Below are 22964 nucleotides of genomic sequence, written 5' to 3'. Positions count from 1 at the left end.
TCAAGGTGTCATCATGAAACCGGCGTTGAGCCACGCTCAACGATCAGGGGACGTCAAGGGGTGGGGCCGGTGCTCGAACGGTACGAACTGGAAGCGTTCCTCACGCTCGCGGAGGAACTCCACTTCGGACGCACCGCCGAGCGCCTCGGCGTCTCCACCGGCCGGATCAGCCAGACCGTCAAGAAGCTGGAGCGCCGCGTCGGCACCCCGCTCTTCGCCCGCACCAGCCGCAGCGTCCGGCTCACCCCCGTCGGCCACGCCCTGTACGAGGACCTCCTGCCCGCCCACCGGCAGATGCGGGCCGCTCTCGAACGCGCCACCGCCGCCGGGCGCGGCGTCCACGGCAGGCTGCGCGTCGGCTTCGGCACCCCCTGGGGCGGCGAGCTGCTCACCGCCGCCGCCGAGGCCGTGACCGCCCTCCACCCGGGCTGCGAGATCACCGTCCACGAGGTCCCCCTCGACGGCGGGGTCCGCGCCCTCCAGGACGGAACGCTGGACGTCCAGTGCACCGCCTTCCCCGTGCGCGAGCCGGACCTCACCACCGGTCCCGTCGTCGTCACCGACGAGCGGGTGCTCCTCCTGCCCGCCGGCCACCCGCTGGCGACCCGCACCGCCCTCGGCCCGGAGGACCTCGCGGGCCTCGACCTGATCGCTCCCGGCGGCGCCGTCCCCCGCCACTGGGCCGACCACCACTACCCGCGCAGCACCCCGTCCGGAGCCCCCGTCGGCCGGGGCCCGGCCGCCGCCACCTGGCAGGAGGTCCTCTCCCACGTGACCGCGGGCCGGGGCGCGTCCCCCGGCGCGGCCCGCGGCGCCCGGTACCATCCCCGCCCCGGCATCGCCTACGTCCCCCTGCGCGGCCTCCCGCCCCTGGAGTACGGCCTGGTGTGGCCGACCGCCTCCGACTCGGCTCCGCTCAGGGCCTTCGTGACGGCGGTCGTCGCGGCCCTCTAGCCCTCCCGCCGCGCGACCAGGGCGCCCGCCAGATGGTCGTACGCCACGTGCGCGTGGAGGCGGACGCCGGTGACGAGGGTGTCGTCGTCGGCGTAGAAGTGCGGGTTGTGGTTGGTGACGAGGCCGCGCCCGCCCTCCACCGGGACCGGTCTGCCCGAGGCGTCCAGCGTGGCGTCCTGGACGCCCAGCATCACGTACAGGCCGCCGAACCGGCCGATGAACTCGGAGACGTCGTCGTACCCGAGCGTCGCCCCCGTCTCCACGACGCGCTCGTCTCCGACCACCCGGCGGAGGGTCGGCAGCCCGGCCTCCACCCACGGCCCGCTGTTGTGCACGGGCGGCACGGACTGCAGGTACTCCACCGAGGCCGTGGCGCCGTACGCCGCCGCGGAGTGCTCGGCCAGCGTCGTCAGACGACGCTGGACCTCGGCCATGTCGGACTCCACGGCGCAGCGGACCGTGCCCCACAGCGTCACCGTCTGGCCGATGATGTTGAAGCGGCCCACGTCCTCGACGTGCCCGATCGTCACCGTGACCGGATCGAAGGCCGAGACCTGCCGGTACAGCTGGCCGATGCCGGTGAGGACCGCGCCGGCCGCCGGCATCGGGTCGACGCCCTCCCAGGGCGTGGAGCCGTGTACCTGCTTTCCGGTGACGACGACGCGGACCAGGGTGGACGCGCCGTACTGGTTGCCGATCCGGTACCCCACGTACCCCTTCGGATACGGCGTCACGTGCATGCCGAAGGCCATCGTCGGCACCGGGCCGGCGAAGGCACCCGCCTCGACCATCGCCCGCGCCCCGCCCTCCTCCGCCACCGGCGGGCCCTCCTCGGCGGGCTGGAACACGAAGAGGACCGTGCCGGGAAGCCGCTCCCGGACGCCCGCGAGCACCGTCGCGGCACCCATCAGCATCGCCGTGTGGCAGTCGTGCCCGCACGCGTGCGAGACGGGGAACGGGCCGCCCGGGTAGTCGGCGTCCACCGCCTCGGAGGCGAAGTCCGCCCCGCACAGGTCCCGCACCGGCAGCGCGTCCATGTCCGCCCGCAGCGCCACGACCCGCCCGCCGTCCGGTCCCGCCCCGCGCAGGACGCCGACGACCCCGTGCCCGGCGATGCCCGTACGGACCTCGTCGAGACCCAGGGCGCGCAGCTGGTCCGCCACCAGACGGGCCGTGTTCTCCTCCCGGTTGGACAGCTCGGGATGCCGGTGCAGATGGCGCCGCCAGGCCACCACCCGATCGGCCGTGTCGGCCGCCCGCTCGTCCAGTTCGTCGTGGATCGCCTCGCTGCCCAACGGGGTCTCCCTCTCGTACGGGCCGGTGCCGCGGCCCGGGAACCGTGCGTCACCACCCTGCCACCAGGGAGGCGCCGGGGCGAGGTACGGCGCGGCGCGCCGTACCCGTGACCGCGCGGGCCGGCCGCCCGGGGCGGCGGCAGGCGAGGCACCGGTCAGGCCGGCCCGGACGGCTGGTACCGGCCGGGCCGGCTCCGCACCGGTCAGGCCGGAGTGCTCACCGCCTCCGGGCCGCTCCGCGCGATGATGGCCGCCGTGTCCACACCTGCCGGCAGCGTCCCGAAGGCGAGGCCCCGGTCTCCGTCGAGGCGGGAGGCGCAGAACGCGTCCGCGACCGCCGGGTGGCCGTGCCGGACGAGCAGGGAACCCTGGAGGACCAGGGCGAGGCGCTCGACGAGGCGTCGGGCCCCGTACGCCACCGCGTCCGGGTCGCCGAGCCCGGCGAGGTCCTTGCGGAGGCCCGCGACCGCCGCGTCGAGCCGCCGGTCGGCGCCCGCGCCCCGGTCGACCTCCGCGAAGTACGCCTCCACCGCCTCCGGCTGACGGGACATCGCCCGCAGCACGTCGAGCGCGGCGACGTTCCCCGAGCCCTCCCAGACCGACGGCAGCGGCGACTCCCGGTAGAGCCTCGGCAGACCCGAGTCCTCGACGTAGCCGTTGCCACCGAGGCATTCGAGGGCCTCGGCCGCGTGCGCCGGGGCCCGCTTGCACACCCAGTACTTGGTGACCGCGAGACCGAGCCGGCGCAGCTGCTCCTCCTCGGCGTCGCCGCGGGCCGCCCGGTCCACCGCCCCGGCCAGCCGCAGCGACGCGACCGTCGCGGCCTCCGCCTCCACCGCCAGGTCGGCGAGGACGTTCCGCATCAGCGGCTGGTCCACGAGGCGCGCCCCGAACGCCGCGCGGTGCGTGGCGTGGTGCACGGCCTGCACGAGCCCGAGCCGCATGCCGGAGGCCGAGCTGAGGGCGCAGTCGAGCCGCGTCATGTTGACCATCCGGATGATGGTGGCCACCCCGCGCCCCTCCTCGCCGACCAGCCGGCCGAGGGCGCCCTCGTACTCGATCTCGGAGGAGGCGTTGGACCGGTTGCCCAGCTTGTCCTTGAGCCGCTGGAGCCGGATCGCGTTGCGGCTGCCGTCGGGCAGCACCCGGGGCACCAGGAAGCAGGACAGGCCGCCGGGAGCCTGCGCCAGGGTGAGGAAGACGTCCGACATCGGCGCCGAGGTGAACCACTTGTGCCCGGTCAGCGCGTACTGCCCGGGCTCGCCCGTCGGCACGGCACGGGTCGTGTTCGCCCGGACGTCCGAGCCGCCCTGCTTCTCGGTCATCGACATCCCGGCGATGATCCCGCGCTTCTCCGTCGGCACCCGCAGCCCGAAGTCGTACGCGGAGGAGGTGAGCAGCGGCTCGTACACCTCGGCGAGTTCGGGCTGGACGCGCAGCGCGGGCACCGCCGCGTACGTCATGGAGACCGGGCACAGGTGTCCCGCGTCGGCCTGCCCCCACACGAACACCTTGGCCGCGCGCGCCACGTGCGCGCCCGGCCGCTCGTCGCGCCAGGGAGCCCCGTGCAGGCCGTGCCGTACGGCCACGTCCATCAGCTCGTGCCAGTACGGGTGGAACTCGACCTCGTCGACCCGGTGGCCGTACCGGTCGTGGGTGTGCAGCACGGGGGAGTGGCGCTCGGCGAGCCGGCCCCATTCCTGGGCCTCCTCGCCTCCCGCCCTCGCCCCGAGCTCACGGACCTCGGCCTCGGCCCAGCCCGCCCCCTCCCGGCGCAGCGCCTCCAGGAGCGCGGGGTCGGCGGAGACGTCATGGCCGGTCAGCGGCGGTACCTGGTTGGTGACCTCATGCGTGGTCGGCATCGGGAACTCCCAGTGCTCGCAGGGTGAACGTGACGAGTGCGGATACGGTCCCGGGGCCGACGGCCCCCTCCGCCAGCGGTCCGACGAGTGCCTCCGCGCCAGCCCCGACCAGCGCCGATGCGGTCAGGAACGCGTCCTGGGGCGGCAGTTCGCCCGAGCGCACGCCCTCCTGGACGCGCGCGGCGAACACGTCCCGGAACGCGCGCCGGAAGACCAGCCGCTCCGCGTCCACGGCCGGGTCGACCGGTTCGGCGAGCAGCGCGTAGGCGAGGCGCGGCGACTTCAGGGCCCGCTGGGCGAAGGTCTCGATCACGGCGACCACCCGCTCGGCCGCCGAACCGTGCCCGGGGTGCGCGGCCGCCTCGGAAACCGCCGCCACTTCCCGGCTCACCACCGTCCTGAACAGTTCGACGGCGAGTTCCGCCTTGCTCGGGAAGTGGCGGTAGACGCTGCCGGTGGCGATCCCGGCGCGCGCGGCGACGGCGGCCATCGTGCAGCCCGCGTACCCCTGTTCGGCGAGCAGCTCGAGGGCCGCGTCGACGACCGACGCGCGCTGGGCGTCGAGCCGGGCCTGGACGGCGGGCGTGCGTCGGTAGGGCATGGAAGGAGTGAAGCAGTGATTCATTGCTTCATCAAGGGACCGGGGGAAGGCGCCCACCCGGAGGGGGAGGGCGCCCGGCCCCTCGACCGCCCGTCGGGCCGCGGAGCGCGAAGCCGCCCGGCAGCGGGGCGTCGAGCCCGTCCAGGGTCGTGACGAGCTTCTTCTCCTCGTACGTGAAGTGCGACCCCACGAGCGCGAGGAGGCCGTCCGGCTCGCCGCGGACCCGTGGCGCCCCCGCCGGGTCCGGGGCGCTCGCCGGCTCGGCCGGAACGGCGCACGCCCCTCCCCGGTACGGGAAGGGGCGTGCGCCGGAGCCGGGACCTGCTCAGCCGGTGAAGACCTCGGTCAGCGACCAGATTGCGAGCCCCGCCATGCAGATGCCGCCGATGCGCTGCACGGTCTTGAGGGGGACGCGCTTGGCGATGAAGCGGCCGGCGACCAGGGCGAGTGCGGAGACCGTCGTCAGGGCGGCGAACGAACCGATCGCCGTCGACCAGGTGCCGTTGGTGGCGGCCAGGTTCGCGGTGGTGATCTGGGTCAGGTCGCCCCATTCGCTGATGAAGACGGCCATGAACGCGGTCGAGAAGACGGGCCAGAAGCCGCTGACCGTCCGGCCGCCCTCGTCGGCCTCGTCGTCGTCGCCCCCGCCGCGCAGCAGCATGAAGGCGCCGAAGCCGAACATCAGGGCCGAGACGAGTTTGACGGTCCAGCCCGGGAGCAGCCCGAGCAGGCTGCCGGCGCCCACCGCGAGGGCGACGTGGGCCAGGAAGGCGGTGGAGGTGCCGATCCACACGTACAGCGGGCGCATGCGCGTGCCCATGGCGAGGGACGCGAACATCGTCTTGTCGGGAAGCTCGGCGAGGAAGATCAGCCCGAAGGCGGTGAGGATCGCCAAGGGGTCGAGGTGCATAGGGGGCTCTCTGCTCGGTCCGGGCCCCGTGGCTCCGGGCGCCACCTCGGTGGGCGACGGGAGGACCACTCGGCCCGGCATGACGGACCACGCCCACGGGAACGCGGACGCGGCTGTTGCCTGGCCGAAGGTCTCGCCCGTCCGCGTGATCCGCGGACCCGGTCACCGGGAACCCGAGGGCTCCAGTGTGTCGACGACCGGTTCGCAGGGCTACTCCCCTTCGCTGTCGCCCAGTGTAACGGACGCGAGCGCGACGGTGGGTAGACACTGTCTACTCGCTCTTGGTAGACAGTGTCCATGACACGGAAAGAGCATGCGGACGGGCTGCCTGACCGGCTCGTCGGGGTCGGCGTCGAGCTGGTGAACGCCGAGGGGGTGCAAGCCCTCTCGCTCCGCGAGATCGCCCGCCGCGCCGGCGTCTCCCACGGAGCCCCACGGCGGTACTTCCCCACCCACCTGGAACTGCTCTCCGCCATCGCCCGCCGAGGCTTCGCCGAACTGGCCGCCCGCGTCGCCGAGGCGGACCCCGAAGGGGCCACGGCCCGCGAACGGATCGGGGTGCTCGCCCGCGTCTACCTCGACTACGCCGACACCCGGCGCGGCATGTACGAGCTGATGTTCCGGCACGACCTGCTGGAGAGCGGACGGCTCGGGCTCCGCGAGACCAGCCTGCCGCTCTTCGCCCACCTCACCGGGCTCGTCGCCCGCGTCCGCCCGGCGGCCGACCCCGCCCTCGTCGCCGGCGCCCTCTGGGCCAACCTGCACGGCCTCGCCCAGCTCTGGCACTGGGGCAGCCTCCGCCTCGCCACCGGCGGCGACGACCCGGGCCCCCTCCTGTCCGCCGCGCTCGACGCCCACCTCGGACCCGTGGAGCCCGCCCCGTGAACCGCACCCTCGCCTGCAGCGTCGTCGGCGCCGCCGTCGTCGCCCTCGACGGCACGGTCCTGACCGTCGCCCAACCCGCCCTCCAGCGCGACCTGGGCGCCGAGGTCGGCCAGGTGCAGTGGACCAGCACCGGCTACCTCGTCGCCGTCGCGAGCCTCCTCGTCCTCGCGGGCCGCCTCGGCGACCGGTACGGCCACCACCGGGTCTTCGCCGTCGGCGCCCTCGGCTTCGCCGCCGTCTCCACCGGAATCGCCCTGGCCCCCGGCATCGGCACCGTGATCGCGCTCCGCGTGCTCCAGGGGGTCTGCGGGGCGCTCCTCCAGCCCGCCACCCTCGGCATGCTGCGCACCGCCTTCCCGCCCGAGCGGCTGGCGACCCCGATCGCCGTGCGCACCGCCGCCATCGGCCTCGCCGCCGCGGCCGGCCCCCTCGTCGGAGGCGCGCTGGTCTCCTCGTACGGCTGGCGCGCGGTCTTCCTCCTCGGCGTCCCCCCGACCCTCGCCATCGGTCTCCTCGCCCTGACCCCACCGGGCCACCGGCGACCGGAGCCGCCCGACGCCAGGGGGTCCGTCCTGCTCGGCGTCCTGCCGCGGACGGGCCGTCGGGCGACGGACCCCGCCGACCCGACGGACCCCGCCGACCGCCGGGCACCCGGCCCCGCCGCGGCCGACCCGCTCGGTGCGCCGTCCCCGCCGGACCACCGGCGGACGGATCTCCCCGACCGCCGGGCGTCCGGCCCCGCCGCGGCCGACCCGCGTGGCCTCCCGGCCCCGCCGGACCGCCTGCCGCCGCACCCCGTCGACCGCCCGGCGCCCGGCTCCGCCCCCGTCGAGCGCCCGGCGCCCCGCCTCGCGCTCGACCCGCTCGGGGCCCTTCTCCTCGCCGCCGCGCTCGGACTGCTCGTCCACGGCCTCGACGAGGCGTCCCGTCCCGGTGGCATCGGCGCCGCCCTCCTCGCCTGGAGCGCGGCCCTCGGCGCCGGGACGGCCTTCGCGCGGCACGAGCGGCGCGCCGCCGACCCGCTCCTGCCCCCGGAGCTCCTCCGGAGCGTGCCGGTCGGCGCGGGGCTCACCGCGCTCCTCGCGGCCTCCGCGGCCCTCTCCGGCACGCTCTTCGTGACGACGTACTTCCTCCAGGACGTCCAGGGGCTCGACCCCCTCGACTGCGCGCTGCGCGTCCTGCCCCTCCCCGCCCTCATGGTCCTCGGCGCGCCGCTCTGCCCGCCGCTCCAGCGCCGCTTCGGCCCCCGGCGCACCGCCACCGCCGGGGCCGGGCTGCTCACGCTCGGGGTCCTGCTGCTCTCCCGGCTCGACACGACCGCCGGCGCGGCCTCCGTCGGCGCCGCCGCCGCGCTTCTCGGCGCGGGCTTCGTCACGCTCATGGTCACCGCGACCTCCGTCGTCGTGCACCGCGCCCCCGAGGCCCACGCCGGCGTCGCCGGCGGTCTCCAGCAGACCGCGATGAACATCGGCCCTGCGCTCGGCGTCGCCACCGCGGCCCTCCTCCTCGCCCTCCTCCCCGACGGCGGCTTCGTACCGGCCCGGGGCGCCGCGCTGCCGGCCCTGGCGGCGATCGCCGCGCTCGCCGTCCCGTCCGCCCTGGCCCTGCCCGGCCGGGCCGACCACCGGGGGACACGCCCGGACCCTGCGGCACCCCGGCCCGACGGACGGCCCTGCGTACGATCATGAGATGCCCGCAGCCGGTCGCCGCCGTCCCCCCGGCGCGGCGGCGCGCACCCAGTTCCACCTCGGTCGCGCGCTGCCCTTCCTGGTCCTGGTCCTGACGGTCGTCGCCGATCTGCTCACTCCCGACCGGGAGCGTTTCGACCGGCTCCTCGTCGCCGCGCCCGCGCTCGCCGCCGTCACCTGGAGCGTGCGCGGGACCGTCGGCATCGGGCTGCTCGCCATGGTCGTCCGCGTGCTCCTCGCCCCGACCCGGGAGGTGGCGACCGCCGCCGAGCTCATCGCCAGCGAGACGGTGCTCGCGGCGGCGACCGTCGCCGCGGCCTGGGTCAGCCGGGTCAGGGCCCGGTACGAGCGGGACCTGCGCGAGGTCACCGCCGTCGCCGAGGTGGTCCAGCGGGTCGTGCTGCGCCCGCTGCCCGAGCACCTCGGCCGCTTCGACCTGCACCTGCTGTACGTCGCGGCCGCGGCCAAGGCGAGGATCGGCGGCGACTTCTACGAGGCCGTCAGGATCCCCGGCGCGGTGCGCGTCATGCTCGGCGACGTCCAGGGGAAGGGCCTGGGCGCCGTCGAGACCGCCTCCGTCCTGCTCGGCTCCTTCCGCGCCGCCGTCAACGAGGCCCGCGACCTCGCGGACCTCGCGGACCGCCTGGACGAGGGCCTCGCCCGCTACGGCGCCTGGGATCCGGACTCCGACGCCGCCGAACGCTTCGCCACCGTCGTCCTGGTGGAACTCCCCGACGGCCGTGACGTCGCCCGGCTCCTCAGCTGCGGCCACCCCGCCCCGCTGCTCCAGCGGGCGATCGGCGTCGAGCCCGTGCACTTCGCCGACCCCTCGCTGCCCGTCAACCTCGCCGGTCTCGCCGACAGCCACCACCGGATCGAGGAGGTGCCCTTCGGGCCGGGGGACCGCCTGCTCCTCTACACCGACGGCGTCAGCGAGACCCGCGACCGGGCCGGAACCTTCTACCCGCTGGAGCTGCGCCTGCGGGGCTGGGCCCGGGAGCCGGCCGCGGAGCTGCCCGCGCTCCTCCACCGGGACCTCGCCGCCTACGGCGCGGACGGCCTCGACGACGACGTGGCCGCCGTCCTCGTGGTCCGCCCGCCCGTGGGACCCGGCTGACGGGCCGCGCCGCTCAGTCGCGCGCCGGCACCGGCCGGAAGGTGCCCCCGTACATGGGCAGTTCGATCCGGTCGCCGTAACGGGCGAGCTGGGCCCAGGGCCGGTTGATGCCGGCGGAGCCGTACGTACGGACGCGGGTGACGGCGTCGAGGTCGAGGACGTCGACGAGGACCTCCTCCCCGCTCCCCGCCTGCTGCCGGACCGTCCCCTCCGGGTCGACGACGGCGCTTGCGCCGACCCCGGCCGGGTCGGCGGCGTTGACGTTGACGACGTACACCTGGTTGGTCCAGGCGTTGGCCCGGGCGCAGACCAGTTCCATCTCGCGGTCGCGGGTGGTGGTCAGCGTCGGCTGGATGACGACCTCGGCGCCCAGCCAGGCCAGCTGGCGCACGGTCTCGGGGAACGAGCCGTCGTAACAGATGGCAAGGCCCGCGCGGCCGATGCCGGGCAGGTCGAAGACGACGAACTCGCTGCCGGGCCGCGTCCGCTCGTACGGCTGCCAGGGGAAGACCTTGCGGTAGCGGGCGACGATCTCGCCCGCGGGGGAGACGGCGAGGGCGGTGTTGTGGACGTGGCCGTCGTCGGCCCGCTCGTAGACGCTGCCCGGGACCAGCCAGAGACCGGTCTCGCGGGCCAGGGCGCCGAGCCGGTCCGTCAGCCGTCCGGGGACCGGTACGGCGGCCTCCCGCATCCACTCCGCGCGGGACTGGAGCAGGGGCGCCTCCGCGGAGAGCAGCAGTTCCGGGGCGACGACGAGCTGGACGTGCGGGAAGGTGTCGCGTACCGCGCGGACCTGGTCGGCGAACCGTTCCCAACTGGCCTCCGGGTCGTGGGTGACGGGCGTGGTCTGGAGGGCGGCGAGGGCGAGGGTGCGCATGGGTGTCAGTTCTCCGTGACGGACAGGGTGGCGACGGCCGTGCGGCCGTCCTGGAAGAAACGGCGGTGGCGGATGCGGACGAGCGGCATCACGACGCCGCCGAGGACGATCGAGCCGACGCCGAGGAGGAAGACCCCGCCGACTCCGCCGACCGACGTGGAGCCGTAGCCGGGGTCGGCCATGTCGTAGGCGCTGCGGACGAACGCCGCCAGCATCATCAGGCCGCCGGCCGTCGGCAGGACGCCCTTGACCAGCAGGTCGCGCGGGGAGTTCCGCAGCTGTCGGCGGAAGTGCCAGGCGCAGGCGAAGCCGGTGACGCCGTAGTAGAAGGCGATCAGGAGGCCGATCGACAGGATGGCGTCGCCGAGGAAGTCGGCGGAGACCAGGGTGAGCAGGACCAGGGCGACGGCCGCCACGGTTCCGCAGAACACGGTCCCGAAGGCGGGGGTGCGGAAGCGCGGGTGCATGCGGGCGAAGGCGGGGGGCAGGGCGCCGTGCGCGCTCATCGAGAGCGTGCTCCGAGGGGTGGAGCCCGCGCAGGTCAGCAGGGCGCCGACGGCCGAGACGGCGATGGCGAGCGTGACGACCCGGCTCGCGGCGCCGCCGAGCACGGTGGGCGCGAGGTGGGTGAGGACGTCGGCCGCGTTCTTCTCGTCGCCCAGTCCGAGCCCGCCGGTGCCGGTCCCGGCGAAGGAGATCGCGGCGAACGCGGTGAAGAGGTAGGTGACGAGCAGGATCAGGGTGGAGACGATCGCGGCCCTGCCGGGCGTGCGGCCGCTGTCGACGGTCTCCTCGTTGAAGGTGATCAGGGCGTCCCAGCCCCAGTAGACGAACAGACAGAGGAGGACCGCCTCGGCGAAGGAGCCGAAGTCGTCGAAGGAGAAGGGGTCGACCCAGCTCAGGGCCGGGGCGGCGGCGCCGTCCCTGGCGAAGGCCGCGACGCCGAAGACGAGCAGTGCGAGGAGCTGGAGGCCGAGCATCGCGTACTGCACGTGGGCGGCGAGCCGGATGCCCCGGTAGGCGACGGTGACGACCAGGGCGATCAGGAGGACGGCGACGGAGGTCACGACGAAGGTGCTGCCGGCCGCCGTGTCGAGCCCGAGGAAGGCGAGCAGCGCGGAGGCTCCGACCTGGGCGAGCGCGGTCATCGCGAGGACGGTCGCGACCAGGACCGTCCAGCCGCCCGCCACCCAGCCGACGGCCGGGCCGAACGCCCGCGTGTTCCACACGAAGGTCGTGCCGCAGTCCGGCATGCGCCGGTTCAGCTCCCGGAAGGCGAAGGCCGTCAGGAGGATCGGCACGAAGCCGAGGAGGAGGGCGGCCGGGGCCCGGTCGCCCACCACGAGGATCACCAGGCCCAGGGTGATCGCGATGCTGTAGGCGGGGGCCACGGAGGCGAGCCCGAGGGCCGTCGTGGCGAGGAGACCGACGGAATCTCCTCGCAGCCCCTTTCCGGGGGGTGGTGCCGGAGAAGGGGGCGTGTCGGATGCGCGGGTCATGAGGGCCTCCCGGTGAGGGGCGTACGGTCGCCCCGTTTTCGTTAAACGGAGATTTAACGAATCACGCTTGGTGCGGTCAAGGCCTGTGGCTGTATCTTTTGCTTCCGATTTAGTTCACGAGATGGCGGAGGAGTCCCGATGGCGCGGAGCAAGGACCAGGAGGCCCGGCGTGCCCAGCTGGGCGAGGCCGCGGCGCGCGCCCTGCTCAACCGCGGACTCGAAGGGCTCCGGCTGAGGGACGTCGCCGAAGAGGCCGGAGTCACGCCCGCGGCCGTCCTCTACTACTACGAGGACCTCGACGCCCTGATGTACGAGACCTTCCAGCAGGGCATGGAACGGTTCTGCCGCGAGCGCGAGGCGGCGGTCGAGCGGCACGCCGACGCCCGGGAGCGGCTCACCGCCTGTATCGCGTCCGGAGTGGCGTCGGGCCCCCAGGACCGGCTGCCCCGACTGCTGTTCGAGTACTGGCCCCGCACGCTCCGCGACCCCAAGGCCGCCGCCCTCGACAGCGCCCTGACGGAGCGACAGATCAGCGTCTATCAGGGGGTCCTGGTCCTCGGCGAGGCCCAGGGCCGCTTCACCCTGACGGACCCCGCCCGCCTCGTCGCCGCCAACTTCGTGGCGATGGAGGACGGCTACCAGATGGACGTGCTCGCCGGCCGCCGCTCCCCCCGCGAGGTGATCGCCGCCCTGCACTCCTACGCCCGCGCGGCGACCGGCTACCTGCCGGACGCGCCTTGAGGGTCCTGGAGGTCGCCGGCCACGAGGTACCGCTCTCCGGCGGGGTGGCGGCCGGCCCCTCGTGTCCGAGGGGCCGGCCGGGTGAGCTGCGGGCGCGAGCGGATCGAGGGGCCTCCGAACCGGCCGCCGCACCGTCGACGCCTTCGCGGGCGACCCCTCGGGCGATCGTCTGTCCGCGATCTCCGCGATCTCCGCGATCTCCGCGATCTCCGCGATCTCCGCGATCTCCGCGGCTCAGGCGGCGCCGGCGGTGACGAGGGCCGGATCGCACGTCCGCAGCCCCGTGACGTAGTTGCCGCTCGTCCCGTAGCCGGAGAAGGTCGCCCAGCCGCCGGGCTCGAGGACGCGGCACGGGGCCCACTGGCCGTCCGTGTACTCGACCGTGACGGAGACGGTGTCGCCGCAGCCGTTGTGGACGTCGGTGTAGCGCCAGCTCTGGAAGTACTCCACGCACTCCGGAGCCGGCGATCCGGTGTCCGCCGCGGCGGACGGGGCGGTGGTCAGGGTCATGGAGAGACCCGCCGCGGTCACGGCGGCGAGAGCGAGAGGACGCGATATGCGTGTCATGTGGTGTGCCATGCCCCGCATCCTCGGACCACACGGAGGCTCATGCAAGTTTCTGCAAACATTTTCAGTCAAGATCTCTTCGTGTGCGAAAACAAGCAGGTCAGATCCCCTTTCAGGGATTGAAAGACGTTGCGCACCTCCCGCACGCCTCCGTCGCGACCGAAGCCGGGATCCCGCCCACCACCCGCCCGCTCCGGCGGCGCCACCCCCCCGTGTCCTCCCGAACGTCATGTCCGGGGCGGCTTGTGCCGCTGCCGCCCGGTTGCGCGTCCCGTGCGCCGTTCGTGCGCTCTGGTCGCTCCGTTCCCGGTACGTGAGGCTTGCGACCGTCCGCAGAGCGGACCGCCAGCAGCCCAGTGGAGAGGAAACGGGTGCCCGTGCCCCAGGACAGCCCCTTCGCCAACGGATCGTCCGAAGAGTTCCCCGGCTTCCCGGGCACCACGACGGGCCTCACCGCCGCCGAGGCCTCCCGTCTCACCGGCCGCGGCCTCTGGGCCGCCGACAGCACCGTCGACCCCGGCGTCGCCCGCCTCGGCCGGACCCTCGCCACCGCCCTCCTGGGCGACGGCGGCGACGCCCCCCGAGCCCTGCTCCCCGCCGAACTCGCCGCGTACGTCGAGGAGGTGCGGGACCTCGCCCCGCCCGCCTACCACCGCATCGAAGCCACGGACGGCATCCGCCTCTCCGCCCTCGGCCTCCGGCAGTCGGCCCCAGGCCCCCACCCGCTCGTCGTCGTCCCGGCGGGCTGGACCCCCCACGGCTGGCCGCTGTTCCTCCGGTCCTACCTCGACCTCGCCCGCAGGGGCTACCACGTCCTCGCCTACACGCCCCGCGGCCTCGGCACCCCCGGACTGCCCTCCACCTCCGAAGGCTTCGTCGACGTGGCGGGCCCCCACGACTGGGCCGACGGCTCCGCCGTCATCGACTTCGCGGTCGAACACCTCTCCCCGAGCGCGATCGGCTTCCTCGGCGCGTCCTACGGCTCCGGCATCAGCCAGCTCGTCGCCGCCCACGACGACCGCGTCACCGCCGTCGTCGCCCTCAGCACCTGGGGGAACCTCGCCACCAGCCTCTACGACCACGGCACCCGCCACCTCGCGGCCGTGAAGGCACTCCTCGCGCTCACCGGCGGCCCGGCGGAGACCAAGTTCGACGAGGCGAACCAGGAGATCCTGGCCGACTTCCTCGCCGGCCGGAACCTCGACCGGGTCGTCGAGTGGGGCCGGCTGCGCGCCCCCGAGTCGTACCTCCACCTCACCAACGAGAACGAGACCCCCACCCTCTTCTCGAACACCTGGCACGAGGGGCTCTTCCCCGTCAACCAGCTCCTGGAGACCTTCGACGGCCTCCGGGTCCCCAAGAGGCTCAACCTCTGGATCGGCGACCACACCGCCCCCGAGGGCCCGGGACTCGTCGGCACGGAGCCCAGCGGGGCGAACCTCCCCCTGGCCGAGGCGTACGCCTGGCTCGACCACCACCTCAAGGGCGAACGCAACGGCGTCGAGCGGTGGGAACAGGTCTGCTGCCAGGTGATGTTCACGTACGCCACCGAACCCGTCCTCGACCCCGCCACCGGCGGACCGACCGGCGAGCGCCGCGTCGTCGAAGAGGCCTCCAGGGAGAGCCGCGCCGACTGGCGCCGGGTCACCACCGGCGTCGAGGTCTTCGGCCTCACCGGCGACGGCGTGGACGGCGCCGACGGACGGCTCCTCCCCGCGGGCGAGACGACGACCCCTTCGGAGGTCACCGGCTGGTGCCGCGCGTTCCTCGCGGGCGCGGACACGGAGGCCACCGTCATGGACGGCCTCATGAGGACCGGCCGGGCGGAACGCACCGGCAACCCCAAGACCTACGACACCCGCAAGATCGACCGCCGGCACGCCGTCGTCTGGACCACCTCACCGCTCACCTCCCCGGCGGGCGACGACACGGTCGGCCGCCGTGTCCGGGGCGTCCCGCGGCTGCGCCTCACCGTCCGCTCCACGGCCGCCTCGGCCGGACTCGTCGCCCGCCTCTTCGACGTCGCCGAGGACGGCACGGCCCGGATCATCACCCACGAGCCGCTCAACGCGTACGGGCTGACGCCCGGCCAGGACCGCACCGTGACCTGGCGGCTCCAGGCCGCCGCGTACGACATCGCCCCGGGACACCGTCTGATGCTGGTCGTCGACAGCGAGGACCCGCTGTACGGGGACGCTTCCGTGCCCTGGACGCAGACGGCCCTCAGCTCCCCGGAGGGAGCACCGGCCTTCCTCGAACTGCCGCTGGGCTGAAACCGGGGCCGCGCCGTGGGCGCCCGCTGCCGCGGACACCCACGGCGCGCGGTCACACCGCCGGCCCGAGCCCCAGGTGCTCCCGCAGCGTCGTGCCCGTGTACGCCGTGCGGTACACGCCCCGCTCCTGGAGCTCCGGCACGAGCAGCTCGACGATGTCGTCGAGCCCGTCCGGCACCAGGTACGGCGAGACGTTGAAGCCGTCGACGGCCCCGTACCGGGCGAACCGGGCGAACTTCTCCGCGAGCCCGGCCGGGGTGCCCACGTGACCGCGCTGCGGGCCGAGCTCGATGACCGTCTCGCGCAGCGACCAGCCGTGGGCATCGGCCTTCGCCCGCCACTCGGCCACCGTGTCCAGGGTCTCGCCCAGCTGACGGGTGCCGAACTTCCCGTCGTACGCGGCGACCACCGGATCCTCGGCCGGCAGCGGCCCGTCCGCGTCCCGCCCGGACAGGTCGAAGCCCCACAGCCGGCTCGCGATGCCCAGCGCGACGGCGGGCGTGACCTGTTCGAGGCGGACCCAGCGGGCCTTCTCCTCCGCCTCCTTCTCGGTGGCCCCGATGACGATCTCCGTACCCGGCAGGATCCGCAGGGCGTCCTCCCTCCGCCCGGCCGCCCGCAGCCGGCCCCGGACGTCCTCGGCGAAGGCCAGCGCGTCGCCGAAGTCCGTACCGTGCGCGGAGAAGATCACGTCCGCGTTGCGGGCCGCGAAGTCCCGCCCCTCGCCGGAATCGCCCGCCTGGAAGATCACCGGATGCCCCTGCGCGCTGCGCGGCAGCGTCGGCGCCAGATCGACGTCGAAGTGGTCGGTACGCGACCGTACGCGTCCCACCGCACCCGGCACCGACCAGGACCGGGCCTCGGCGGAACCGGCGACCGCGCCCTCCGCCCAGCCGTTCCACACGGCGCGCGCGACGGACAGGAACTCCTCGGCGCGCCGGTAGCGGTCGGCGTGGTCGAGGAAGCCGCCCCGCCGGAAGTTCTCGCCGGTCCAGGCGTTGTGGGTGGTCACCACGTTCCAGCCGGCCCGGCCGCCGGAGAGCAGGTCGAGCCCCGCGAGCCGCCGGGCGAGGTCGCCGGGCTCGTTGAAGGTGGTGTTGGACGTGGAGACGAGACCGATCCGTTCGGTGGCGGCGGCGAGCGCCGACAGCTGGGTGATCGAGTCCGGGCGGCCGGCGACGTCCAGCTCGTGGATGCCGCCCTCCGACTCGCGCAGCCGCAGGCCGTCCCCGAGGAAGAACGCGTCGAAGAGGCCGCGCTCGGCGGTCCTGGCCACCCGCAGGAAGGACGCCGGATCGATCTGGGAACCGCTGGACGGGTCCGACCAGATCGTCCAGTGGTTGACGCCCTGGAAGAACACCCCGAAGTGCAGCCGGGCGTCCGGGCGCGGGACGTCGTGCGCATCGGCGCGGGTCATCGGGTCTCCTCCCGGACGAGCGCGGCGGCGCCGTCGGTCGTGAAGCGGCTGAGGGGCCGGGGGAGCCCCAGGGAGGCGCGCAGGGTGGTGCCCGGCAGCGGGCGCGCGGCGATCCGCCGCGCGAACAGTTCGGGCAGGACGAGACGGGAGAGCACCGCCAGGTCCTCGTCGAGGACGAGCGGTCGCAACCGCACCCCGTCGACGTGGCCGCCGAGCTCCGCCAGCAGGTCCACGAGACCGGCCGCGGGGCCGGCGTACCGCAGCCGGTCCGGGCCGGATTCCCACGGGGCGTACCGCTCCAGGTGGGCGATCCGCTCCCGGGCCGTCTCGCCCGCGGTGTCGAGAGCGACCTCGAGTTCGGCGAAGGCGAGCGGCGCGCCGGCGGCGCCGGCCGCGCCACCCGCCTCGGCCGGCGTCGCCCCGCCGACGAGGGCCACGTCGGCGAGACCGGCCGGGACGAGACCCGGGCGGGCGAGCACCACGGGCCGGCCCTGCGGCGGGCGCGGCACGATCGACGGGCCCTTCACGGAGTACGTCTCTCCCGTGAAGTCGATGGAGTGGAGCCGCGACCGGTCCAGGTAGCGGCTGGTGGCCACCGACCGGATCACCGCGTCGTCCTCCCACGAGTCCCACAGGTCCCGTACGACGCGGAGGCCGTCACGCGCCTCACGGGCGAGGGCGTCGGCGCCCTCGACGGCCGGCCGCCCCCAGGCGCGGGCGGCCGCCGGGTCCTCCTCGACCCCCACCACCCAGCCGGCCCGGCCGGCCGAGACGTGGTCGAGCGAGGCGAGCTGTGAGGAGACGTGGAACGGTTCGGCGTACGTGGTCGCCACGACCGGCGCCACGCCGAGGACGCTCGTCGACGCGGCCACGAACGCGGCCCGCTCCACCGCGCCGATCCGGCCCACGGGGCCGGACCCGTCCCCGGGGCCGTTCCCGGCGCCGGGCGGCAGGATCGAGTCCTCCAGGGTGACCAGGGTGAACCCGGCGTTCTCGGCGACGGCCGCGACCCGGGCGAGCCGGCGCGGGGTCAGCAGCTCGCCGGGGGAGTGGGCGGCACGGCGCCACGCGGCGGGATGGGCACCGTCGCCGTCGATCTCGACGGCCAGGTGCAGGGCGGGGCGGGGCATGGGAGTCCTTCCGAACGACAGGGACGCGCGACGGCACGGCAGCGGCGCGGGGCACGGCTGCACGGGGCCGGGCGACGGGACGTCACGGGACGCGCGGACCCACGCGGGGCGGGGTCAGGCGCGAGGGGAAGGACAGATGGCCGAAGAGGTACGGCAGAGGTCGACGTGCCGGCGGCAGACCAGACGGGCACGCGAACGGGCGGGAACGAGCGCCACGGCGATCACTGCGAGCACGTGCGCCTCCCCCCGGTCACGGCCCCGCCCGGATGCGTGGGCGGGGACGCCTCACCATAGACAGGCCGCCTTCCGCACTGTCAAGACCGTTCCGCCCGCCGGGACGTCAGGACCGCACGGGGCGCGAGGAGTTGGACCGACGACCACCGGCCCGCCGGGCGGAGCCCGTCGGCCTGTCCCGGGCGGGAGTCTGGTGGCCCGTGCTGGGCGGGGCAGGGGCCTGGCGGGGCAGGGGCCTGGTGGCCTGTTCCGTGCGGAAGGCCGTCGGCTCGCCCCGGGGGCCCGCCGGTCCGCCCCGGCCCGGAGCCCGCCGGTCCGTCCCGGGCGGGGGCCCGCCGGTCCGCCCCGGGGCGGACCCCGTGTCATACCCCAGGCCGACCGAAGGTGGACCCGTGGGCGGACGTACAGGTCCGGCACCCGGGCCTAGCGTGCTCCCATGATCCGAGTCACCAGGGCGGCCGCGGCCGCCGTTCTCGTCTGCTCCCTCGCCTTACCGGCCGGCGTCGCCACCGCGGCCGTCCCGGACCGGCCCGCGGCGGGGGCTCCGGCGCGGGCCGCGCGGGCGGCCACGCTGCCGGCGCCCACCGGACCGTACGCCGTCGGCAGCACGGTGCTGCCGCTCGTCGACCGCTCCCGTACCGACCCGTGGGTGCCCACCGCCGACGGCCGGGCGCTCATGGTCACGCTGCACTACCCGGCCGCCCACCCCGGCGGCGGCCGTCCCGCCCCGTACGCCACGAGGGAGGAGGCGCGGCTGCTCGCCGGGCAGCTCGGGCCCGGCGTCTCCGGCGACGTCCTCGCCCGCACCCGCACCCACAGCAGGACCGGCGTCGGGCCCGCGCCCGGCCGGCACCCCCTGGCGCTGCTCTCGCCGGGCTTCGGCGTCTCCCGCTGGACGCTCACCCACCTCGCCGAGGACCTCGCCTCGCGGGGGTACGTCGTGGCCTCCGTCGACCACGCCTACGAGTCGTACGGGATCAGCCTTCCCGGCGGCCGCACCCTCACCTGCGTCGCCTGCACGGCCCTCGAGGGCGGGGTGCACGGCAGCGTCGTCACCTCCACGCGCGCCGCCGACATGCGGTACGTCCTGGACCGCCTGACCGGGCCCGAGCCCGTCTGGCGGTACGCCGACGCGATCGACGCGCGTCGCGTCGGCATGGCCGGGCACTCCATCGGCGGGGCGAGCGCGGCCTCCGCCATGGTGGCCGATCCTCGGATCGACGCCGGGATCAACATGGACGGCGCCTTCTGGCAGGACCTCCCGGCGGAGGGCCTGCGGGGCCGCCCGTTCCTGATGCTCGGGACCCACGACGGCATGCACCTGCCCGGCGGACAGGACGCCACCTGGGACCGGACGTGGACCGCGCTCGACGGCTGGAAGCGCTGGATCACGGTCGCCGGATCCGAACACTTCACCTTCTCCGACGGCCCCGTGCTCGCACGTCACTTCGGCCTGCCCCAGCCGGAACTGCCCGCCGACCGGGCCGTCGCCGTCACCCGGACCTACGTCGCGGCCTTCTTCGACCGGCACCTGCGCGGCCTTTCGCGCCCGGTCCTCGACGGTCCGACGCCCGAGAACCCGGAGGTCCACTTCCAGCACCCCTGAGCCGCTCCCGGGCGGAGGTCAGGAGCGGTACGGGGTGTTCGCCTCCGCCCAGTCGGCCAGCGCCCGCGCGCACTCGGCGACCGACTCCCGCCAGGTGCGCGCGGCGCCCTCGCCGGCCTCGTCGCTGACGTGCTTCACGATGCGCAGCGGCACCCCGGCGAGTTCCGCCGCCGAGGCGAGCGCGTACCCCTCCATGTCGACCAGCGGCGCCCGCGCGGCGAGCCGGGCGCGGGCCGCCTCGTCGGAGACGAACGTGTCACCGGTGGCGAGGACCACGTCACCGCCGTCCGGCAGCGCCAGCGGAGCGCCGTACGTCTCGCCGGTCAGCGTGGCGAGCAGCTCGCCGTCGAGGTCGTGCTGCACCACCGTGCCGACGACGTGCGTCCCGGTCCAGCCCGGCCGCAGGGCTCCGGCCGTCCCGAGGTTCACGATCCCGGACGGCCGCGGGCCCCGGCCGAGGACGGTGGCGAGCGCGGTCGCCGCGTTCACCTTGCCCATGCCGGTGAGCAGGACGGGCAGCTCCGTGTCGAGGAACTGCGCCTCCTCCTTGACGGCGAGGACGAGCAGGGGGCGGTCGGCCGTGATCTCTCCCAAGAGTTCCATGGGGGCCACGCTAGTTCGAAGGGCCGTCCGTCGTACAACCGGGCGGCCTTCAGTCCGTATCGTCGTGCGGTCCTCAGCCCGTACGACCGTGCGGCCCTCAGCCCGTACCGCCGTGCGGCCCTCAGCCCAGGGAAAGACCCTGCTCCGCGAGCGCCTCGTCCAGCACGCGCAGGGCCTTCGGTCCCACGCCGTGCAGCGCGGCCAGCTCGCCGGCGGGCACGCCGGCGAGCTGCGCGAGCCGGGTGTACCCGGCCGCGACGAGCGCGCGGGTCGCGGGCGCGCCGATTCCACGAGGGAGGTCCGTCCCGGGCCGGTCGGATTCGTTCGCCATGGACAGATCGTGCCACGGGAGCGGAGCGGCGGGCCGGTCGACGGCGTGGGGAACGGGGGCGGGCCCCGCCGTCACACCGGGAGCAGCCGGCCGATCAGCTCCCCCAGCTGCCGGGCGTTGCGGCACGGGCGCATCTCCACGAGCTCGGCGTAGGCGGGGGCCACCGAGTCGCCCGTCCCCCAGAGCGAGGGCTGCTCGGGGTTGAGCCAGTGGACCCGGCGCGCACGGTCCGCGACGAGACGCAGCGCCGCGAGGTTCGGGTCGGCGCCGTTGGTGCGGGCGTCGCCGAGGACGAAGACGACCGTGCGCGGGCCGACCGCCTCCGCGTACCGATCGGCGAACTCCCCGAGCGCCGTCCCGTAGTCGCTCTGCCCGTGCCACCCCGTGAGCTCCGCCTCCGCGAGGATGCGGTCGCCGAGCGCCGCCGGGTCGGCCGCGCCCCGCGCGATCAGCCCGGTCACCTCGTCCACCCGGTTGACGAAGGCGAAGACCCGCACGCGGCTGAACTGGTCGTGCAGGGCCTGCACCAGCAGCATCGTGAACTGTGCGAAACCGGCCACCGAGCCCGACACGTCGCACAGCAGGACCAGTTCGGGGCGCCGGGGGCGGCGCCGGCGCAGGACAGGGCGCACCGGCACGCCCCCGGTCGACAGCGAGCCGCGCAGGGTCCGCCGCAGATCGATCTCCCCGCGCGCGGCCCGGCGCCGCCGCGCCGCGAGCCGGGTGGCCAGCTTCCGCGCCAGCGGCCGTACCGTACGCCGCAACTCGTCCAGCTGCGCCCGTCCGGCCAGCAGGAAGTCCACGCCGTCCGCCGTCCCCGCGACCGCCCGCCGCGCGACCCGGTCACGGCCCTGCCGCTCGGCGACGCGCCGCCGGGCCTCGGTCCGCACGCGCTCCCGGAAGCCCTCGATGCGCCGCCGGATCTCGTCGTCGAGCAGCCGCTCGGTGAACTCGGGGCCCTCGGCCGCGGCCGTCGCGCGCAGCCGCTCGCGCACCCGCGCGAGCAGCGTCTCGGGGCGCAGCCGGGAGAGCGTCCGGTACGAGGACCAGCCGTCCGACTCGGGGCCGGAGCCGTAGCCGCCGAACCCGCCCACCGCCTCGGCGGCCAGCCGGTCGAGCGCGGCGCCGTCTCCGGCCGTGAGGGCCTCGGCGAGCCGGTCCCGCAGCGCGGCGAGGTCCGCGGGCGTGCTCCCGTGCGCCTCGGCCGGGCCGGGAGCGCCGCCGAGCGGGAAGTACAGGTCGAAGACCTGGTCGAACACCGTCCGTTGGCCCTCTCCGTGGAGCAGCGTCGCCGCCAGGGCCTCCCGGACGAGTTCCCGTTCGGCGAAGCCGACGGCTTCGAGGGCCAGTCCCGCGTCCACGGTCTCCCCGGTCCCGATGCCGAACCCGTGCGCGCGCAGGGCCGCGACGAGCCCGGTGAGCCGCGCCGCGGCCCCGGCGGCGTCAGGGCTCGGCCCGCCCGCCGGGCTCACGCCACGTCCAGGTCGAGCCCGGCCGCCGCCTTCACGATGTCCTCCTGGTGCTTGAGGAGGACGCCGAGGGTCTCCCGTACGATCCGCTCGTCCAGCCGGTCCGCGCCGAGCGCGAGCAGCGTGCGGGCCCAGTCGATCGTCTCCGACACGGACGGAGCCTTCCGCAGGTCCATCGCCCGCAGCGCCCCCACGACCCGCACGACGGACGCGGCGAGTTCGGCGTCGAGGCCGGGGACCTTGAGGGTCACGATCCTGCGCTCCAGCTCCTCCTCGGGGAAACCGATGTGCAGGAAGAGACAGCGGCGGCGCAGCGCCTCGGACAGTTCGCGGCTGGCGTTCGAGGTGAGTACGGTGAACGGCCGCCGCGTCGCCATGATCGTGCCGAGCTCGGGCACGGTCACCTGGAAGTCGCTGAGCACCTCCAGGAGCAGTCCCTCCACCTCGACGTCGGCCTTGTCGGTCTCGTCGACGAGCAGCACCGTCGGCTCCTCGGAGCGGATCGCGGTGAGCAGCGGCCGGGGGAGCAGGAACTCCTCGCCGAAGACGTCCGTCCGCGTCTCGTCCCAGGACTCGCCCCGCCCGGCCGTGATGCGCAGCAGCTGCTTGGCGTGGTTCCACTCGTACAGCGCGCGGGACTCGTCCACGCCCTCGTAGCACTGCAGCCGGACCAGCCGCGCCCCCGTGACCTCGGTGACGGCCTTGGCGAGCTGTGTCTTGCCGACGCCGGCCGGGCCCTCGACGAGCAGCGGCTTGCCCAGGCGGTCGGCGAGGAAGACGGTGGTGGCGACGGCCGGCGACGCCAGGTAGCCGGTCGCGGCGAGCCGTTCGGCGACGTCGTCGACGGAGGTGAAGAATCCGGTCGTCATGGCTGTCCCCCGGGGAAGCGGAATCTCTTACTGGCC

General features: G+C 75.0%; 21 protein-coding genes. 7 read left to right on the top strand and 14 right to left on the bottom strand.

Annotated elements, in window-relative coordinates; genetic code table 11:
• Positions 1–69: 69 nt before the first annotated feature.
• On the top strand, positions 70–954 hold the full coding sequence (locus IE180_RS18815; RefSeq protein WP_190158057.1) for a LysR family transcriptional regulator: 885 nt from the start codon (positions 70–72) through the stop codon (positions 952–954).
• Here the strand turns inward: IE180_RS18815 and IE180_RS18810 are convergent.
• The 4 genes from IE180_RS18810 to IE180_RS18795 all read right to left on the bottom strand — a co-directional run bounded on the left by IE180_RS18810 (position 951) and on the right by IE180_RS18795 (position 5622).
• Complete coding sequence (locus IE180_RS18810) at positions 951–2249, bottom strand: M20 metallopeptidase family protein (RefSeq protein WP_190158056.1); 1299 nt, start codon at positions 2247–2249, stop codon at positions 951–953. The genes IE180_RS18815 and IE180_RS18810 overlap by 4 nt on opposite strands.
• Before the next feature lie 203 nt (positions 2250–2452).
• Positions 2453–4111: an acyl-CoA dehydrogenase family protein gene (locus IE180_RS18805; protein ID WP_190158055.1), complete on the bottom strand. Its 1659-nt coding sequence runs from the start codon at positions 4109–4111 to the stop codon at positions 2453–2455.
• A complete protein-coding gene (locus tag IE180_RS18800; protein WP_190158054.1) occupies positions 4095–4712 on the bottom strand; it encodes a TetR/AcrR family transcriptional regulator in 618 nt (205 codons plus the stop codon). The genes IE180_RS18805 and IE180_RS18800 overlap by 17 nt, the downstream gene beginning before the upstream one ends.
• Positions 4713–5037: 325 nt before the next feature.
• The gene (locus IE180_RS18795; protein WP_190158053.1) at positions 5038–5622 is read right to left on the bottom strand and encodes a TMEM165/GDT1 family protein; all 585 of its coding nucleotides are present in this window, start codon (positions 5620–5622) and stop codon (positions 5038–5040) included.
• 297 nt (positions 5623–5919) lie between these two features.
• On the opposite strand from IE180_RS18795, the gene IE180_RS18790 reads away from it, so the two are divergent.
• From IE180_RS18790 to IE180_RS18780, 3 genes are read left to right on the top strand one after another with little or no spacing between them, the layout of a single operon-like run.
• On the top strand, positions 5920–6507 hold the full coding sequence (locus tag IE180_RS18790) for a TetR/AcrR family transcriptional regulator (protein ID WP_190158052.1): 588 nt from the start codon (positions 5920–5922) through the stop codon (positions 6505–6507).
• Positions 6504–8195: an MFS transporter gene (locus tag IE180_RS18785; RefSeq protein ID WP_190158051.1), complete on the top strand. Its 1692-nt coding sequence runs from the start codon at positions 6504–6506 to the stop codon at positions 8193–8195. The genes IE180_RS18790 and IE180_RS18785 overlap by 4 nt, the downstream gene beginning before the upstream one ends.
• A 1-nt stretch (position 8196) precedes the next feature.
• Entirely contained in the window at positions 8197–9312 is a 1116-nt protein-coding gene (locus IE180_RS18780; protein WP_190158050.1) for a PP2C family protein-serine/threonine phosphatase, read from the top strand.
• A 13-nt stretch (positions 9313–9325) separates the two neighbouring features.
• Here the strand turns inward: IE180_RS18780 and IE180_RS18775 are convergent, their stop codons facing one another.
• Complete coding sequence (locus tag IE180_RS18775; RefSeq protein WP_190158049.1) at positions 9326–10189, bottom strand: carbon-nitrogen hydrolase family protein; 864 nt, start codon at positions 10187–10189, stop codon at positions 9326–9328.
• A gap of 5 nt (positions 10190–10194) precedes the next feature.
• Positions 10195–11688: an APC family permease gene (locus IE180_RS18770; protein WP_190158048.1), complete on the bottom strand. Its 1494-nt coding sequence runs from the start codon at positions 11686–11688 to the stop codon at positions 10195–10197.
• A 138-nt stretch (positions 11689–11826) separates the two neighbouring features.
• Between IE180_RS18770 and IE180_RS18765 the strand changes: the two genes are divergently transcribed.
• Positions 11827–12429, top strand: coding sequence for a TetR/AcrR family transcriptional regulator (locus tag IE180_RS18765; protein WP_190158047.1), 603 nt, complete (start codon positions 11827–11829; stop codon positions 12427–12429).
• A gap of 234 nt (positions 12430–12663) precedes the next feature.
• Here IE180_RS18765 and IE180_RS18760 read toward each other — a convergent pair whose 3' ends face one another.
• Positions 12664–12939, bottom strand: coding sequence for an alpha-amylase inhibitor (locus tag IE180_RS18760; protein WP_229860604.1), 276 nt, complete (start codon positions 12937–12939; stop codon positions 12664–12666).
• Between the two features lie 434 nt (positions 12940–13373).
• Here IE180_RS18760 and IE180_RS18755 point away from each other — a divergent pair, with 434 nt between their 5' ends.
• On the top strand, positions 13374–15269 hold the full coding sequence (locus IE180_RS18755; RefSeq protein WP_190158045.1) for an alpha/beta fold hydrolase: 1896 nt from the start codon (positions 13374–13376) through the stop codon (positions 15267–15269).
• A gap of 52 nt (positions 15270–15321) precedes the next feature.
• On the opposite strand, the gene IE180_RS18750 is transcribed toward IE180_RS18755, so the two are convergent.
• The 3 genes from IE180_RS18750 to IE180_RS37520 all read right to left on the bottom strand — a co-directional run bounded on the left by IE180_RS18750 (position 15322) and on the right by IE180_RS37520 (position 18032).
• Positions 15322–16686, bottom strand: coding sequence for an NtaA/DmoA family FMN-dependent monooxygenase (locus IE180_RS18750; protein WP_190158044.1), 1365 nt, complete (start codon positions 16684–16686; stop codon positions 15322–15324).
• Positions 16683–17816 carry an LLM class flavin-dependent oxidoreductase gene (locus IE180_RS18745; protein ID WP_190158043.1) on the bottom strand — a complete coding sequence of 378 codons (1134 nt, stop codon included), beginning with the start codon at positions 17814–17816 and terminating at the stop codon, positions 16683–16685. Before IE180_RS18745 ends, IE180_RS18750 begins: the two co-directional genes overlap by 4 nt.
• Before the next feature lie 114 nt (positions 17817–17930).
• Positions 17931–18032: a putative leader peptide gene (locus IE180_RS37520; RefSeq protein WP_373302798.1), complete on the bottom strand. Its 102-nt coding sequence runs from the start codon at positions 18030–18032 to the stop codon at positions 17931–17933.
• A 454-nt stretch (positions 18033–18486) separates the two neighbouring features.
• Between IE180_RS37520 and IE180_RS18740 the strand changes: the two genes are divergently transcribed.
• Positions 18487–19656, top strand: a complete 1170-nt coding sequence (locus tag IE180_RS18740; protein WP_190158042.1) for an alpha/beta hydrolase family protein — start codon at positions 18487–18489, stop codon at positions 19654–19656.
• A gap of 18 nt (positions 19657–19674) precedes the next feature.
• Here IE180_RS18740 and IE180_RS18735 read toward each other — a convergent pair whose 3' ends face one another.
• The 4 genes from IE180_RS18735 to IE180_RS18720 form a co-directional block, all read right to left on the bottom strand.
• The gene (locus tag IE180_RS18735) at positions 19675–20259 is read right to left on the bottom strand and encodes a nucleosidase (protein WP_190158041.1); all 585 of its coding nucleotides are present in this window, start codon (positions 20257–20259) and stop codon (positions 19675–19677) included.
• 121 nt (positions 20260–20380) lie between these two features.
• Entirely contained in the window at positions 20381–20590 is a 210-nt protein-coding gene (locus IE180_RS18730) for a helix-hairpin-helix domain-containing protein (RefSeq protein WP_190158040.1), read from the bottom strand.
• A gap of 71 nt (positions 20591–20661) precedes the next feature.
• Complete coding sequence (locus IE180_RS18725; RefSeq protein WP_190158039.1) at positions 20662–22062, bottom strand: VWA domain-containing protein; 1401 nt, start codon at positions 22060–22062, stop codon at positions 20662–20664.
• The gene (locus tag IE180_RS18720; protein ID WP_190158038.1) at positions 22059–22928 is read right to left on the bottom strand and encodes an AAA family ATPase; all 870 of its coding nucleotides are present in this window, start codon (positions 22926–22928) and stop codon (positions 22059–22061) included. The genes IE180_RS18725 and IE180_RS18720 overlap by 4 nt, the downstream gene beginning before the upstream one ends.
• Positions 22929–22964: the final 36 nt, after the last annotated feature.

Source organism: Streptomyces litmocidini (genome assembly GCF_014649755.1).
GTDB lineage: Bacteria > Actinomycetota > Actinomycetes > Streptomycetales > Streptomycetaceae > Streptomyces > Streptomyces litmocidini.
Note: the sequence above shows the minus strand (reverse complement) of the source record. Positions and strands in the feature narration are given on the sequence as shown.